Annotated in this window: 19 protein-coding genes and 2 pseudogenes; 1 reads left to right on the top strand and 20 read right to left on the bottom strand. The window is 34.0% G+C overall.

Annotation, left to right across the window (positions count from 1 at the left end; all coding sequences use genetic code 11):
* Positions 1-27: 27 nt before the first annotated feature.
* From CLOCL_RS07880 to CLOCL_RS22485, 18 genes and pseudogenes are all read right to left on the bottom strand, one after another.
* On the bottom strand, positions 28-387 hold the full coding sequence (locus CLOCL_RS07880) for a hypothetical protein (protein WP_014254846.1): 360 nt from the start codon (positions 385-387) through the stop codon (positions 28-30).
* A 156-nt stretch (positions 388-543) separates the two neighbouring features.
* Positions 544-1,011 (bottom strand): hypothetical protein, encoded by a 468-nt coding sequence (locus CLOCL_RS07875; RefSeq protein WP_014254845.1) that lies wholly within the window; start codon positions 1,009-1,011, stop codon positions 544-546.
* A 15-nt stretch (positions 1,012-1,026) separates the two neighbouring features.
* On the bottom strand, positions 1,027-1,752 hold the full coding sequence (locus CLOCL_RS07870) for a hypothetical protein (RefSeq protein ID WP_014254844.1): 726 nt from the start codon (positions 1,750-1,752) through the stop codon (positions 1,027-1,029).
* Positions 1,752-2,357 carry a polymorphic toxin-type HINT domain-containing protein gene (locus CLOCL_RS07865; protein WP_014254843.1) on the bottom strand — a complete coding sequence of 202 codons (606 nt, stop codon included), beginning with the start codon at positions 2,355-2,357 and terminating at the stop codon, positions 1,752-1,754. Before CLOCL_RS07865 ends, CLOCL_RS07870 begins: the two co-directional genes overlap by 1 nt.
* A gap of 142 nt (positions 2,358-2,499) precedes the next feature.
* Positions 2,500-2,682: a hypothetical protein gene (locus CLOCL_RS23100; RefSeq protein ID WP_245532856.1), complete on the bottom strand. Its 183-nt coding sequence runs from the start codon at positions 2,680-2,682 to the stop codon at positions 2,500-2,502.
* Positions 2,683-2,779: 97 nt separating this feature from the next.
* Positions 2,780-4,386 (bottom strand): annotated as a pseudogene (tnpC, locus tag CLOCL_RS07860) (IS66 family transposase).
* Positions 4,387-4,461: 75 nt separating this feature from the next.
* Positions 4,462-4,815, bottom strand: coding sequence for an IS66 family insertion sequence element accessory protein TnpB (gene tnpB, locus CLOCL_RS07855; RefSeq protein WP_014254840.1), 354 nt, complete (start codon positions 4,813-4,815; stop codon positions 4,462-4,464).
* Positions 4,812-5,165 carry an IS66 family insertion sequence element accessory protein TnpA gene (gene tnpA, locus CLOCL_RS07850; RefSeq protein ID WP_014254839.1) on the bottom strand — a complete coding sequence of 118 codons (354 nt, stop codon included), beginning with the start codon at positions 5,163-5,165 and terminating at the stop codon, positions 4,812-4,814. The genes tnpB and tnpA overlap by 4 nt, the downstream gene beginning before the upstream one ends.
* 336 nt (positions 5,166-5,501) lie before the next feature.
* Positions 5,502-5,876 (bottom strand): hypothetical protein, encoded by a 375-nt coding sequence (locus CLOCL_RS07845; protein WP_014254835.1) that lies wholly within the window; start codon positions 5,874-5,876, stop codon positions 5,502-5,504.
* Between the two features lie 29 nt (positions 5,877-5,905).
* The gene (locus CLOCL_RS07840) at positions 5,906-6,358 is read right to left on the bottom strand and encodes a hypothetical protein (protein WP_014254838.1); all 453 of its coding nucleotides are present in this window, start codon (positions 6,356-6,358) and stop codon (positions 5,906-5,908) included.
* Position 6,359: 1 nt separating this feature from the next.
* On the bottom strand, positions 6,360-6,665 hold the full coding sequence (locus CLOCL_RS07835) for a hypothetical protein (protein WP_052306584.1): 306 nt from the start codon (positions 6,663-6,665) through the stop codon (positions 6,360-6,362).
* Between the two features lie 306 nt (positions 6,666-6,971).
* A complete protein-coding gene (locus tag CLOCL_RS07830) occupies positions 6,972-7,511 on the bottom strand; it encodes a hint domain-containing protein (RefSeq protein ID WP_041715013.1) in 540 nt (179 codons plus the stop codon).
* A 48-nt stretch (positions 7,512-7,559) separates the two neighbouring features.
* A complete protein-coding gene (gene istB / locus CLOCL_RS07825) occupies positions 7,560-8,336 on the bottom strand; it encodes an IS21-like element helper ATPase IstB (protein WP_014254837.1) in 777 nt (258 codons plus the stop codon).
* The gene (gene istA, locus CLOCL_RS07820) at positions 8,333-9,913 is read right to left on the bottom strand and encodes an IS21 family transposase (RefSeq protein WP_041715572.1); all 1,581 of its coding nucleotides are present in this window, start codon (positions 9,911-9,913) and stop codon (positions 8,333-8,335) included. Before istA ends, istB begins: the two co-directional genes overlap by 4 nt.
* A gap of 33 nt (positions 9,914-9,946) precedes the next feature.
* The gene (locus tag CLOCL_RS22490; protein WP_169313364.1) at positions 9,947-10,123 is read right to left on the bottom strand and encodes a hypothetical protein; all 177 of its coding nucleotides are present in this window, start codon (positions 10,121-10,123) and stop codon (positions 9,947-9,949) included.
* A gap of 321 nt (positions 10,124-10,444) precedes the next feature.
* Positions 10,445-10,819 (bottom strand): hypothetical protein, encoded by a 375-nt coding sequence (locus CLOCL_RS07815; RefSeq protein ID WP_014254835.1) that lies wholly within the window; start codon positions 10,817-10,819, stop codon positions 10,445-10,447.
* Positions 10,820-10,848: 29 nt separating this feature from the next.
* Positions 10,849-11,301 carry a hypothetical protein gene (locus tag CLOCL_RS07810; RefSeq protein ID WP_014254834.1) on the bottom strand — a complete coding sequence of 151 codons (453 nt, stop codon included), beginning with the start codon at positions 11,299-11,301 and terminating at the stop codon, positions 10,849-10,851.
* A 1-nt stretch (position 11,302) separates the two neighbouring features.
* Positions 11,303-12,997 carry a polymorphic toxin-type HINT domain-containing protein gene (locus CLOCL_RS22485; protein WP_052306583.1) on the bottom strand — a complete coding sequence of 565 codons (1,695 nt, stop codon included), beginning with the start codon at positions 12,995-12,997 and terminating at the stop codon, positions 11,303-11,305.
* Between the two features lie 420 nt (positions 12,998-13,417).
* Here CLOCL_RS22485 and CLOCL_RS07800 point away from each other — a divergent pair.
* A pseudogene (locus CLOCL_RS07800) lies at positions 13,418-14,637 on the top strand (IS256 family transposase).
* Positions 14,638-15,181: 544 nt separating this feature from the next.
* Here the strand turns inward: CLOCL_RS07800 and CLOCL_RS07795 are convergent.
* Positions 15,182-15,637, bottom strand: a complete 456-nt coding sequence (locus CLOCL_RS07795; RefSeq protein ID WP_014254831.1) for a hypothetical protein — start codon at positions 15,635-15,637, stop codon at positions 15,182-15,184.
* A gap of 20 nt (positions 15,638-15,657) precedes the next feature.
* The gene (locus CLOCL_RS21020) at positions 15,658-16,302 is read right to left on the bottom strand and encodes a deaminase domain-containing protein (protein WP_081467092.1); all 645 of its coding nucleotides are present in this window, start codon (positions 16,300-16,302) and stop codon (positions 15,658-15,660) included.
* Positions 16,303-16,319 lie beyond the last annotated feature (17 nt).

Raw genomic sequence — 16,319 nt, 5'->3', positions numbered from 1 at the left:
TCTCTTATTAAAATTTAATTAATAAAATTACTTTTTTGCAGAATTTGAGGCTATAAACTTTTTCTTTTCTAGCACAAAAGCATCTATCAACAACATTAGCTCAGATGTTTCAATTGTAACGATATCATTATCTTCTGCATATCGATCCTGTATTTGTACATAATCTGGTTTAATAGAAATTCTGCAACTATTGCCGTTAATAATTTCTTCTTCTGATATACCGTTTTGAACATTCTTGCAGTAATCTAATATAACATTAGCAATATATTCGCTTTGTATATCTGAATTCAAGAAAATTTCAACTACTTTTAGCTCTTTAGGTAGCCTAAAAATAAAACTGTCATGTCCATTTATATCTATAATTTCCACATAGTAATTATATTTCATATCAATTATCTTCCCTATTTTCTCTTATATAATATTTTTAATTTTTCATCAGTTGAAAATTTGCTTTGTCGTTTGTAAAATATGCCCTTATTTACATTAACCAGCTTTTATATTTTCATTGTCTACCATATGAAGAGCATATCAAGTTCCGTAGTTTTATTCTGTTTCTAATTTAACTGCCTCTTCAACTGAAAAAACTTTTATATTACTATTTTTCTTAACGTACACTCTTTTACATCTAGGACAGTAAAAAACTTCTCTTGGAAAAATAGGATCTTTATCTTTTCTAATAGCTTCTTCTATTTCTATCATTTCAAAATCATTCATACTGTATATTTTGATAAGATTATTGCTTGTTAATTCATTTTTGCATGAGCAGTCTATTGATTCAGTTAAATTATATTCCATAATATAAGTATATAATTTACTATCTGTTGGTTCCCAATTATATAATCGGTTACATTGCTCACAATGCCATATCGCTCTTGAAAATACTCGTATAGTTTCTCCTTTAACTAGTTTTATATAATTTGACCAGTCTTCATCTGTATATGACCAATAAATAGTTTTGTTTGGTACAATTGCATCTGACATCTTATTCCCACACTTACATGTTTTTATCATTGAGTATTCTCCTTCCTACTTAAAGAAATCTCCAAATTTCGTCCAGATCTCAACTACCTTATTGGGATATAACTGCTTTATTTCGTTCAATAAAGCTTCAGCTTGCTCCAAGTTTATATCAAGATTATTATATGCACAATCTAGTACTAATCTATCAGCATTTTTACCTGAAGGAGTTGGAGGAAAACTTTCATTAGCATACTTCAAAGCTTGGGTTCTTATATTATCAAAAGTTTGAGCATTTATACCTTTGAACTCAATTTTAACGCCATCAATTAAAAAGTCCGGTGTTTTTATATTTCCTTCTGGGATTCTGTATAAATCCTTTCCGTTAATAAGGTACTTATTAACTGCATTCCATTCCTCCACAGTAAGATTCTCAAAATTCCCGCTAATTTTACCCATCCATTTAGAAATATCTATATAACCGTTATCAATTGCATTTTGCAAGCACCATTTTTGACTTGAATCCAAGTACTTAAACTCTTCAAAGTTCAGTATCTTTTTCTGGATAAATGGTGATGAATCTAGATTATTTCTGATAACATTAATAATATTTTCCTTACTTACTCCTGCTCCAGCTAACCTAGTTGCTCTTGTTATATTTTGTTCAGTTTTTAATCCTAATGTTCCGAGTTCATAAACCATATCCGCTGCAATATTACCTATTTCTGATAGCTTAGCTGAATCTGTAATGCTTAATGATCTAGCATTTGCAATAGCCTCTCTGCCAGCACCCATCATCTCAGCAGTACATTATTATGTATCAACAGTCCTTGTTTACCGATAAAATATGTATGGAACTCATCTACATTGAGGTTGTAAATCCTTACTGCTTCCTCCAGATCAACAACTCTCGTAGCAGTTACTTCTTTAAGCTCACCCTCAGCAGCAAATATCCTATCCCCAACTTTAATATTCTTTGCAGATTTCCACCAGCCTGAATCTGTAAAGAATAGATGGCTTGATGTTGTATTTATCTCTTCATTTCCTACTATTAATTTTACCAGTTTGCTTGTACTTTTGATATACACATAATTTACTTTCTTATATGCACTTTCTCCCGATTTGACATCTTTTGAAAGTACATAGTCGCCGGTTTTTACCTCATCGATTCTCTTTAATCCTTCTTTTGTTGTTACTAATGTATCGCCGGTGAAACATCCTATTGTTGAGCATATTATCTGCTCAGGCGTTAAATCGGACTTAAACAACTGTATTTCAGTGTCGTCTCTTAATCTATACAATATAGTGTTATCAAGCTCTTTTGTTTCTTCAACCAATTCAAACAGTGCTTCAGGCTCTCTTTTTAAGCAGGTCATCAATTCATCTGTCGAATCGGACATTGACTTTACAACACTTTTTGCTGCCGCAGGTATGTCACCACATACTATTTGTAGTCCAATGCTGTCTATTGATACCTTTAACGAATTTATCCTAGTATCTTATGATTATCTATAAGTAAGCGTCAAACACAAAAAGACCTTGCTAAGATATATCAGGCTTCTTACTGCCTAACCATTTTTCAAAAGCCTTAGAGATTTCAATCCTGAACTCTTCATCTGACAGTCTAAGTGAAGTTCCGCGTTCATATGCGCGATCAATAGTATTAGCAAACCTATCTGCTAATCTACTGTCCTCAATCTCCATATACGGGAAATGCTCTATCACATAAGCATTGTAATCTAAATTAAAAAATAACGTTCTGTTTCACCGTTAATAAAATCTGATATGAAATTTATCATAAATTTTGTATGTTTTCCTATCTTCATATATCTTCTTCCCATGCATATTTTTCATTTTCTAGACTTTTGGGCTTCGGTATATAAACCTTTTGCGGTATCATTGCACTTCCCGGTAAAAAGTCTTCAATTGTGGTTAAGTAGCCTGGTTTCCCAAGGTTAGGAGCCTGGGTAAAAATCCATGACAGATATTCAAACGGATTCAATCCATTTTCTCGCGCTGTTTCAATAAGGCTGTAATAAACTGCGCTAGCTCTCGCTCCGTTCGGCGTATTGGCAAAAATCCAGTTTTTGCGACCAATCACAAAGGGCTTAATGCTTCTTTCTGCCCGGTTGTTTGATATTTCTACACGACCATCTATCAAATATCGTTCAAGATATTTTCGCTGTGACTGTGCATAGTGCACTGCTTTCCCAAGAAGAGTTTTGGGTAAAGCATTCAAGTTTCCAATCCAGTCATAAAATTCATCCATTAAAGGTTTTGACAACCTTTCTCGCTCTCTGTACCTTTCCTCAGGGGACAGCAAAGCAAACTGTTTCTCTAAATGAAACAGTTTATCGCAATATTCCACTCCCTTTGCTGCACTTGAATCACCCTGCTTTTCTTTTGGCAAGGCTTTCTTTGCTTCAACAAGTTTCCGTCGCATATGCGCCCAACACCCGATAACAGTAATGTTTTTAGGCAGCTTGTGATATCCCTCATACCCGTCGGCATGAAGATAACCCGAGAAATCTCTCAGAAACTCTTCCGGGTGAGTATGTTTCCGGTCTGGTTGGTAGTCATATAGTATTATCTGTTGTTTTGCTTCTCCGCTTGTCCGGAACAGCCACATGTAACTCTTCGATTGGGCTGTTTTCCCTGGCTCTTTCAGTACCTGTAATACTGTTTCATCGGCATGGAGTACATCGTGGCTACATAATCGCTGCTTCATTTTTTCATATATTGGTTCTAGCCATTCTTCACACGCTTTGATAAGCCAGTTTGACATGGTCTGCCTTGATAGCAATATACCGTTTTGCTTCCATTCTTGTTCCTGCCGGTATAATGGCGATGCCATCATAAATTTCTGCGTTGCTATATGCGCAATTGTTTCCGGAGATGCAAAACCGCCCTTTATGACAGGCTCTGGCATATCTGCCTTTACAACAGGAACTCGCTCTGATGTTTCTTCGCAATTCCGGCATGAATATACATGTCGTACATGCCGTACAATTACAGCTCTTGCGGGTATTATCTTTAATTCCTCTCGGGTTTCCCTTCCCATTGTATGCAAATCACAGCCGCAATCTGGACAGATTCGTTCGCTTTCCTCTATTTCATGCTCGATTATCTCAACAGGCAATTCCTCCGGTAACTTATCTGTTGTTAGTCGGGTTCTTTTTTTCGATAATGCGTCTTCACCTCTGATAATGAAGGCTCACACGCATTTAAATCAGAAGCTACTTCTGCTTCATTGAAAAGATTTATCTGATGAGCATTGGTTTGTTCACTTGAAATGCCAAATTGCCTATGCTTTGCTAGGCGAATTTGTTCCATGAACCATTGAACCTGTTGCTTTAACTCAGCAATTGTACGGTCTTTTTCTTCAATTATTTCAAGCAATTTTTCTACTGTAACATCTTGTGTCTTCATATGGTAATAATACCATAATGATCATAAAATATCCAGTGTTTTTCGATATTGCTGTAATGCTTTTTGTATCGTTTTTCAACAGATCTTCCGTTCAATAACTTCTCTACGGATAAGCTTTTTCTCTAATCTTGCGCTGTCAATCAGACAGGATAACTCACTGACGTCAAGAAGCATTGTGGCAGATTCTCTTTCTGTTGGCCAACGAAACCGTCCGCGTTCTAATCTTTTAAAATACAGCCAAAATCCATCCCCATCCCATTCAAGAATCTTTATCCTGTTCCGATTCTTGTTACAGAACACAAACAACGCATCCATAAATGGATCGAGGGAAAAACTCTCTTGCACTAGCGTTATCAGACCATTGATAGACTTTCTCATATCTGTGCACCTGCAGCATAGATACACTGGTTTGTCTTTCCATCTTATCATAGCGACATCAACACCCTGCATACCTTTTTTAACAATTCAACATCTGTTTCTGCATTAACTATTATATTACAGCCGTTGATCTCAATTCCCAGTGTTTCTTTTGAAGTACGGTCCTGCTTTTGTGACAGTTGCATCCATCCACCTGGTACTATACTTCTGGTCTTTTCCGCTACTTCAATTTCCGTGCAAGCTTTTTCACGTAATTTCTTCTGCCAGTAAAAGAAAGCATTTTTGCTTATCCCATTTGTCTGGCAAAAATCTTTGATACTTAGTCCACTATCAATACGGCTTTGTATTATTTTTGCCCATTGTGACATACGAAATTCTGCTGTTGTTTTTCTTGTATCCATACAATCACTCCATTCATGGTTGAAAAAGTTGGCCAACTTTTTCAACTTTTTCAACCTGGTTTTGATATGATTGTATCAACTACATGACCGATATTCTATGTGAGGGTTTATTTGACGCTTACATCTATAATGTTAGTTTACCTTCATAAATTTATAAAATAAAAAGGTATATCAGAAAACTCCGACACTTTCAGTAGTTTTTTGATACACCATGTATTTCTGATTATATTATTCAAAGATAAAATATATTAATACAGTTAACTAATCCTTAATTGTTTATCATAGTAAACTATTTTACTGAGTTTTTTCAAACAGTCTTATGATCTAATTATTGAGTTACTTCGATAAATCATATTCTGAGTATTCCTCATCCCAAATAAGTTCATGATCATTCACATGTACATTCCATTTAGCATCAGGTATTACGCAACGTATAGCCGAAAGCAGTAAACTCCAATGTTGAAGGCCTTCCCAAATTGCTTCTTTTGAATTGTCGGGAAGTCTGGTAGAACCTTCAAAAATAATATCTGGTTCGCTAGGATCTGGGCCATATACACAAAATGGTTCCCAATTAAATCCTTTACCCGTTTCTAAATATTCTGAAATTTCCTTTTCTACCGAATATTCTTTAATTAAGCTGTCAATTGCTTGTTGCTCCTCTTTTGTAAGAGGTTTATTTCTTCTAGCTGTATAGTAAATTGATACACTCATATTTTCACCTCTACTATTATTATATAAATTTATTGGATTGCAAGAAACTCACGTTTGAAATCTTCATAAATGGCAAATGCTTCTGTTAATATCTCTTTTAGGTCTTCATAATTGCGAAATCTTGGGTCTTTTAAATTTTCTTCATCTTCTTCTAATAATCTCTTCATCATTACCCATACACCGCAACCGTAATAAATTTCATTTTTCCATACTGCCCATATCAACTCAACAAGTCCATATTTCAAACTAATATTGAATTGAAACTTAAATGGCGGAGTTTTTTTGACAACCTTAAAAAAGTTTTCGCGTTTGTCAAAAGTCGCTTTATATCCCAACTCACTGAATATGTTTAGAACTTCAGTGTTATCATATGATTTAAAACATTCAGTAGAGTCAAAAGCATATTTTGTAGATAAACGTTTATATCTTTCAACAAAATTAATTCTTTCTAAAGCTATTTTAATATCTGGTTTTAACTCCATGTTATTCACTCCTAAAGCGTATTTCTATACCATATTTGTTTTTAGCCAAATCAATATACTCTTGTATTTCACTAAAATTCAAATTTGAATCTGGTATTTCAAGTATTTGCTTACCTGAAAGTAACTGTCCATCAATTTCAGGATATTTATTAGACCTTATTTTTGTACCGGGTTTATATTTATACTGCATTTCTCTTAAATAGCCTTCAAAGGTCGACAGTTGAATTTCTTCTAAATTTGTAGCTTTTCTTGATACAATTTCTCCTTTATATGGGTCATATGAATCTAATCGTTTCCCATTCTCCAAATGAACTTCATTAAATGGATACCATTTTTCTTCAACAGCTTTATTATTAAAGGCGTTTCCTCTAGCAAGCGGAGAATCGTTAATCCAATAATCTCTTGCATCTTTCCAGTCAGTTCGTTCTCTTGGAGTTTTTCCTTGAGCCTTCTTTCGTACAACATACTTTTGATAATCAGCTTCTAAAATATCATCAACAAATTCTCCTGTTGGCTTGATATATTTACTTCTTGCACCATCTGCAGCAAACTCACCAATTTCAGAAAGAAGTTTGGGATCAGTTACCCCACAAGCTCTTGCTTCAGCAATAGCCTACCTTCCAGCAGTTATCAATTCTTCGGAACAATTATTATGCACCAAAAGGCCACTACCGCCAACAAAATATGTATGATAATCCTCAACATTCAGGTTGTAAATCCTTACTGCTTCCTGCAGATCAACAACTATTGTTGCTGTTACTTCCTTAAGCTCACCATCATCTGTTAAAATCCTATCCCCAACTTTAATATTCTTTGCAGATTTCCACCAGCCAGAATCTGTAAAGAATAGATGGCTTGATGTTGTATTTATCTCTTCATTTCCTACAAATAATTTTACCAGCTTGCTTGTATTTTTGATATACACATAATTTACTTTTTTATATCCTATCTCTCCCGACTTGACATCTTTTGAGAGTACATAGTCGCCGGTTTTTACCTCATCGATTCTCTTTAATCCTTCTTTTGTGGTTACTAATGTATCGCCGGTGAAACATCCTATTGTTGAGCATATTATCTGCTCAGGCGTCAAATCTGACTTAAACAACTGTATTTCAGTGTCGTCTCTTAATCTATACAATATTGCTTTTGTCAAGTGAAAATTCCCCCATATTTCAATCGAAAATTCCCCATAGTGAAAATTTTAAAGATTGTTTTCTTCCATCCATTTAACAGTTTCTTTGAGCCTGTATGAGTTTCCGTTCATGTTGACCATATAAGACTTATGAGTAAGTCTGTCTGTCATAGCAGCTGTCATAATAGGATCCTGGAATACTTCATCCCACCTTTCAAATGATAAATTTGTCGTAATAATAGTTGACTTTCTCCCTGCCCGTAATGATAGATTTGTAAACAGTAATTCAGCACCTTCTTTGTCAAATGATATATATCCCAATTCATCAAGAATTACAAGATCATACTTTAAAAACCTGTTTTCAAAATTTCGTAGAGTTTTTTGAGATCTAGCTTCCTTAAGCATTGTAATAAAAAGTGGAACTGTAGTAAACCACACTTTATAACCTTCAAGACAAGCCTTGATACCAAGACCTATAGCTATATGGGTTTTGCCGGTACCGGGATTCCCGGCAAGTATAACATTTTGTCCTTCTTTAACAAAATCAAGAGTTTTTAAAAGTTTTAGCTTTTTACGGGCATCTTCCGGCAGATCCTCAACTATCAATTCCTCTAAATACTTTTTGTAAGGAAACTCTGCCATTCGAACTCTTTTTTTGAGCATATTGTCATATCTCATGTCGCACTCTTTCTCTAAAAGACAATATAGATATTCTTCAAAGCTTAAGTCTTTTGATAGTGCTTCTTTTGCCTCACTTTCAAAGCACTTCCGGAATGCAGGAAGATGCAAAGTTTTTGTAAACTCAATGATTTTTTCAGTTAATTCTTTCTTATCCTTGGTAATCATGATAAAGCCACTCCTTGTCTGTCTTTTATCCCTGAAATAAGGTTACCATAGATTTTTAAATGCTCTTTTGCTTTTTGGCTGATTTCATTTTCCTGTTGCGATTTTGTCAGTACCTGATTCTTGTTTTCACAAAGCAATATAATTTTGCTTGTTGATATTTCTTTGGGGCATATTTTAAGGAGTTTGTCTATGACTTCAAGAATTTCATTTACCGACTTGTTTTTTTCTTTCATATACTGAAGAAGTTCAACAAAATCTCTTTCTTTTCTTGTATAATAACATTGGTAGATATTTTTTATTTGTTTAGATACCTGGGCAAATGCAGTACTGTTTGGCAATGCTCCAGGTTTTTTCTTTAATGTTCTTATGTAGTGGTAGATATCGATATTCCATTCATTAAACCCAAACCGTCTTGGATGTTCTGCTATTTTTTCTCCCTCTGACATGAAAATAATTTTGCTGGGATATATTTTCGCTAGGATAATTTTCCCTACATACCAATCCGGTACAGAATAATGGCAACTTTCAAACATTACAGTTGAGTATTTGTCAACCCTTAAATTTTCAAGTTTTGAGCATTCAAACATAGGTACGTCAGGTAATAAATATGGCCTTTCCTCCTCTAAAAGTTCCTTCGCTGTTTTGTTATTTTTCAATGGTTGGGGCTTATCATTAAGCCTGTTACATATATCTTCAAGGTAACGATTGGCATCATCAAGACTATCAAAAGTATCCTTTATTGCAAAAGCTTTTCTTCTTATGTACTCCACACTTCTTTCTACATGCCCCTTTTCATTACCACGGTAAGCATTACAAAATCGAAATTGAAAGCCATAGTATATGGAAAGCTGTAGGAGGGCATCAGTCGGCTGCTTCTCATTTCGTCCTACAAACCCCTTTACGGCTACCTTCATGTTATCATAAACCATTGTCATATGATTGCCATGAATAGACTTGAAAAAGTATGCATGAGCTTCTTGAAAAAATTCGCTTTTCTGTTTAACAAAAAGTCTTGCATACCTGTAATTACCGTAAGCAGTAGTAAACACGGCCATCGGATACTTGCGATTCACTCCACCAATACATAACTTTACTTCGCCCCAGTCAAATTCACATATGTCTCCAGGAGCATAACTTTCCCTGATAAAAGCTTCTTTAGATTGGGATAATATTTTGGATATAGTCTGACATACTGTAGTATAGCCAATATTGAATCCTTCCTCCTTAAGAGCTTCAAAGATATCAATTTTCTTCATAATCTGTTTAGATTGTCCCTTTAATCTCTTAGACTGATTCTCATTAAGATAATATTTAATGCGTTCTAAGACTTCATCAGTTACTTTTATAGGTTTTCTTTTACTGGTATCATACTTTGGTGGCTGAACAATGGACTCAATAAGCTCAGTAGGTTGTACATCTCCAATCTGCATTAACTGCTGCCTTTGCTGTTCATACTGCCTTATGTACTTACGTACAGTTTTTCTGTCTGCACCAACTTCTTTTGCAATTGCTCTTATTGATGCACCTTCTCTAAATTTCATTAAAATGATTTCCTGCTTTTGATGCAATTTAATCACCTTCATCCAACCCCTTATGTAAAAAAGTATTATTTACATAAGGTATTTTAGTTTCAGGGTGGGGGAATTTTCAATTGAAATAGTGGGTACTTTTAGAATAACATAAGCAAATATAGTGTTATCAAGCTCTTTTGTTTCTTCAACCAATTCAAACAGTGCTTCAGGCTCTCTTTTTAAGCATGTCATCAGTTCATCTGTCGAATCGGACATTGACTTTACAATACTTTTTGCTGCCGCAGGTATGTCACCACATACTATTTGTAGTCCAATGCTGTCTATTGATACCTTTAACGAATTTATCCTAGTATCTTATGATTATCTATAATGTTAGTTTACCTTCATAAATTTATAAAATAAAAAGGTATATCAGAAAACTCCGACACTTTCAGTAGTTTTTTGATACACCATGTATTTCTGATTATATTATTCAAAGATAAAATATATTAATACAGTTAACTAATCCTTAATTGTTTATCATAGTAAACTATTTTACTGAGTTTTTTCAAACAGTCTTATGATCTAATTATTGAGTTACTTCGATAAATCATATTCTGAGTATTCCTCATCCCAAATAAGTTCATGGTCATTCACATGTACATTCCATTTAGCATCAGGTATTACGCAACGTATAGCCGAAAGCAGTAAACTCCAATGTTGAAGGCCTTCCCAAATTGCTTCTTTTGAATTGTCGGGAAGTCTGGTAGAACCTTCAAAAATAATATCTGGTTCGCTAGGATCTGGGCCATATACACAAAATGGTTCCCAATTAAATCCTTTACCCGTTTCTAAATATTCTGAAATTTCCTTTTCTACCGAATATTCTTTAATTAAGCTGTCAATTGCTTGTTGCTCCTCTTTTGTAAGAGGTTTATTTCTTCTAGCTGTATAGTAAATTGATACACTCATATTTTCACCTCTACTATTATTATATAAATTTATTGGATTGCAAGAAACTCACGTTTGAAATCTTCATAAATGGCAAATGCTTCTGCTAATATTTCTTTTAGGTCTGTATAATTACGAAATCTTGGGTATTTTATGTTTTCATCATTATCTCCCAACAACTTCTTCATCATAATCCATACACCACCGCCGTAATATATCTTATCCTTCCATACTGCCCAGATCAATTCAGCAATTCCGTATTTCAAACTAATATTAAATTGAAACTTATATGGCGGTGTTTTTTCAACAACCTTGAAAAAGTTCTCACTTTTGTTAAAGGTAGCTTTATACCCCAACTCACTGAATATGTTTAAAACTTCACTGTTTTCATACGATTTGAAACATTCAGTAGTATCAAAAGCATATTTTGTAGATAAACTTTTATATCTTTCAAGAAAATTAATTTTTTCTAAGGCAATTTTAATATCTGGTTTTAACTCCATGCTATTCACTCCTAAAACGTATTTCTATACCATATTTGTTTTTAGCCAAATCAATATAATCTTGTATTTCACTAAAATTCAAATTTGAGTCTGGTATTTCAAGTATTAGTTTACCTGTAAGTAACTGACCATCAATTTCAGGATATTTATTAGACCTTATTTTTGTACCGGGTTTATATTTATACTGCATTTCTCTTAAGTAGCCTTCAAAGGTCGATAATTGAATTTCTTCTAAGTCTGTGGCTTTTCTTGACACAATTTCTCCTTTATATGGGTCATATGAATCCAAGCGTTTCCCATTCTCCAAATGAACCTCATTAAATGGATACCATCCTTCTTTAATAGCTTTGTCATTAAAGGCATTTCCTCTAGCAAGTGGAGAATCGTTAATCCAGTAATCTCTTGCATCTTTCCAATCAGTCCGTTCTCTTGGAGTTTTTCCTTGTGCGTTCTTTCGTGCAACATACTTTTGATAATCAGCTTCTAAAATATCATCAACAAATTCTCCTGTTGGCTTGATATATTTACTTCTTGCACCATCTGCAGCAAACTGACCAATTTCAGAAAGAAGTTTGGGATCAGTTACTCCACAAGCTCTTGCTTCAGCAATAGCCTCCCTGCCAGCAGCCATCATTTCTTCCAAACAATTATTATGCACTAACAGTCCTTGGCTACCAACAAAATATGTATGGAACTCATCAACATTGAGGTTGTAAATCCTTACAGGTTCCTCCAGCTCAACAACTTTCGTTCCAGTTACTTCCTTAAGCTCACCATCATCTGTTAAAATCCTATCTCCAACTTTAATACTCTTTGCAGATTTCCACCAGCCTGAATCTGTAAAGAATAGATGGCTTGATGTTGTATTTATCTCTTCTGTACCTACTATTAATTGTACTAGTTTGTTTGTATTTTTGATATACACATAATTTACTTTTTTATATCCGATTTCTCCCGACTTGACATCTTTTGAGAGTACATAGTCGCCGGTTTTTACCTCATCGATTCTCTTTAATCCTTCTTTTGTTGTTACTAATGTATCTCCGGTGAAACATCCTATTGTTGAGCATATTATCTGCTCAGGCGTCAAATCAGATTTAAATATCTTAATTTCAGTGTCGTCTCTTAATCTATACAATATAGTGTTATCAAGCTCTTTTGTTTCTTCAACCAATTCAAACAGTGCTTCAGGCTCTCTTTTTAAGCATGTCATCAGTTCATCTGTCGAATCGGACATTGACTTTACAACACTTTTTGCTGCCGCAGGTATATCATCATCAAGCATCTTAAATATTATACCATCTGTTGTAACAAATTCATAACCTTTTTGCGTCTTTGTTATGTTTGCAATATTATCGAGCATATTGGCTTTTCCGGCTTTAATCAGTCCAATGCTGTCTGTTGCTACCTTTAATGAATTCTTTCCAAGCATCATTTTATCTGTTGTCTTTAAAGCCTTTGCCGCTATCTTCAAACCTGCACAGCCGTATTGAATAAGCTCTATTGTACCTAACATGGATAGGCACGCATTTACAATATCACCTTCTATAAAATATAGAATTGCATTTGTTCCATCAAAGAGTGTGCCGAATACAGGTATCATACCACCCAAATCAAGAAACCTATGAACTACATCTATTACTTCTAAATTTACAGTAGTGTTGGCATATTGGAATTCCCATTGAGGTCCCATCATATTTATGAAATCTTCTTTCGATATGATGTCTCCAAAATCGAAAAACATATTAAAATAGAATACATTTGTACATGTTTTGCTGATTTGACTTTAAAAAACTCTTATTTTCATATGTTGTCCTTTCAATCTTATCATCTATACCGTTAGATTGTAACGTAAACTCAGCAAACTGAATTTTTCCTGAAGGATTTTCTTATGGAGTGATAAACAATTTTTATTCAGTAACTAAATGTAGTAGCGTTGAATCTGTTTTCTCTTTACTAAGCATTAATGTTTAGACCTCTTTTTTGTGGTCCTCAATATTTTTTCTAAAAATTAAAAATTTACTTTTGAGGATGTAAAAAATCTTGTGTATAAGAGATTGAATGTTCTCCTTCTTGGCAAGAATTTCTAATAAGAAAAGCTAAGGAGGAGAATTTTATGTCAACACTATCAAAAGAACATATAAAGCAATTAGTTCGGGAAAATAATTTCCAAAGCGTATCAGATGTAAATGCATATCTAAAAGACATTTTTAAAGATATTATTCAAGAACTGCTTGAGGCAGAACTTGAAGCAGAATTGGGTTATGCAAAAGATGATGTGGACAAATAAAAATACCGATAATAGCCGTAATGGTTATACACCAAAAAAAAATAAAAAGTGAGTTTGGTGAAATTGATATACAAGTGCCTAGAGATCGTAAAGGAGAATTTCAACCTAAAATTATCCCAAAATATCAGCGTAATGTTTCCGGAATTGAGGAAAAAGTTATAGCTCTATATGCAAGGGGAATGTCTACAAGAGATATTAGTCAACAAATTGAAGAACTTTATGGATTCAGCCTGTCTCCGGAGATGGTTAGCAAGATTACTGACAGAATTGCTCCAGAAATAAAAGAATGGCAGCAAAGACCTCTTGAACCTATATATTCTTTTATATTTATGGACGCAATTCATTATAAGGTAAAGGATGAAGGAAGAATAACAAACCGGGCAGCTTACGTTGTTCTAGGAGTTACTATTGATGGATATAAAGATATCTTAGGGATATGGATTGGTGATAATGAATCCTCAAAGTTTTGGCTTGGTGTACTGAATGACCTTAAAAATAGAGGAGTACAGGATGTTTTAATTTTTTGTGTTGATGGACTTACCGGACTTAAGGAAGCCATAAATGCTGCATATCCAAAATCTGAAGTGCAGCGTTGCATAATACATCAGCTGAGAAATTCTTTTAAGTATGTGCCATACAAAGACCTAAAAGCATTTAGTAATGATTTCAAAGAAGTATATCATGCTATTAATGAAGAAATAGCATTAGAAAAACTTTATGAACTTAAAGAAAAGTGGGGAAAGGAATATCCTTTTGCAATACGTAGTTGGGAAAATAACTGGGATGTTATAAGTCCATTTTTCAAATTTCCAGAAGAAATACGAAAAATAATTTATACTACAAATATAATTGAAGGACTACATCGTCAGTTTCGTAAGGTCACAAAAACAAAAACAATATTTCCAACAGACAGTTCACTAGAAAAGATTTTATATTTAGCATCAATGAATGTAGTAAAAAAATGGACACAACGTTACAAAAACTGGGATAGAGTACTTAGCCAATTGGTAATCCAATATCCAGGTAGGCTGGAAGAGTATATTTAAGAGCATTCACCCCCACCGCCCTCAAGGGCTCATCCTCATCGCCGGATGGGCTAGACCTCACAAAATTAAAAATATAGGTTTAAAAGGCTAATACTGACCATTATAAATGATTATTGCCAGATTTAATCAAGTTTATGTATAAAACTTAATAAATCCGGCAATAATATACAATGGAAAGGCAATAAAAAACAATATTCTGTAAACCTTGTCAACTAAAATTTACTTGCTAAAGAAGGATTACATAAATTATGATACACAAAATTACTTACATTCCCGTTTTGTTTGCTATATATTGGCATTTTAATTTGACTGATGTAATTTTTGCAACCAACACTGATTTTAATGTTTTGGAATTTAAAGCTGTTTCTGGACTTTTGCGATTTGCATTAGTTTTGTTTTGCATGCAATGAAAAGAATCCCAGCCTCTTAGGTTGAGATTCTTTTGTCATATTGTTCAAAATCTTCATGGTTATATTTGTTTTGTTTCCTATATATTGGCGTTTTAATTCAACTGATGTAATTTTTGCAACCGACAACAAGTTAATCAGTAATCAATTGTATCATCAATTAACCCGTTAAACTGTAAGCTACTTAATAATGGATTTTTAACTTTTTCATATTTCTTGTCGGGGTGCATCCAATCAATTATTTCCTTGCTAATTGGTTGTCCATACGCTTCTTGCCTTAATCGAACCCATTTGTAAATTAAATTATATATTTCTTCCTTTTCACTATTTAAGCACCGTATAATTATTTGATGCAGGTCTTGAGGTTTATGACAGTCAATATAGATAAATTCCCGCTCACGTTCAAAACAGCATACTTTGTTTTCACCACTTGTAGAACTAGACTCTACGGCAGATACTAACTGCTTCAATTCAATTGGTATATTCATAGCTTTTCCAATTTCCTTGACCACATCTTCTGTATGTTCAGGAAGTATTAATGTTGAAATTAACACCATATCATTATACTTTTCTAACAAACGTTGGTAGTTCATCAAACCAAACCCTCCAGTACTTAATTCCAGAATACATTTATTGTTATATTTTTATATTTTGAAGAAAATTGTTCAATAACTTTTAAGCAACTTGGACAGCACGGATTTTCTGTAAATAAATTGATTGTTCCATGTGCATTAATATTTCCCCAGTCAATAGTGCCATCAGGCAATTTTGTTGCACCAAGTTCTCTTGCTAATTGCTCTAAAGTCCTTGCTTCAGCATCAACGCTTCTATTCCAATTAACACCTTCAATGTATTCGTCATAAATATTACCTTGATTATCTACAAATTCAGTTTTAAAAAATCTTTGTGGGTCAGTTTTAGCATTTTGTACACCTCTCAATTCTGCAAACCCATCAATATTCCTTGGATTACTACAAGCATTAATATTTATTCGTCTTCCATCAACTAATACTTCTGTTACGGAAACATTTCCACCAAGATTATTAATACCTTTATTGGCATCTCTTATAGCTTGTGCTGCATCAGAATAATAAGCCCTAACTCTCAGCCATTCAAATGAACCGGCAATAATTTTCTTTCCACTTTTTAAAATATCTACTGCATCAGCAGCACCTGAACCTATTTCAGAAAGAATCTTGGAGTCCGTAATACCTCTCGCTCTTGCCCGTTCAATAGCTTCCCTTCCAGCAGCCATCATTTCTGGGAGACAGTCAT

The sequence above is a fragment of the Acetivibrio clariflavus DSM 19732 genome, assembly GCF_000237085.1.
GTDB classification, from domain to species: domain Bacteria; phylum Bacillota; class Clostridia; order Acetivibrionales; family Acetivibrionaceae; genus Acetivibrio; species Acetivibrio clariflavus.
The sequence above is the reverse complement of the archived record's forward strand: the minus strand, read 5'-3'. Positions and strand labels throughout refer to the sequence as shown.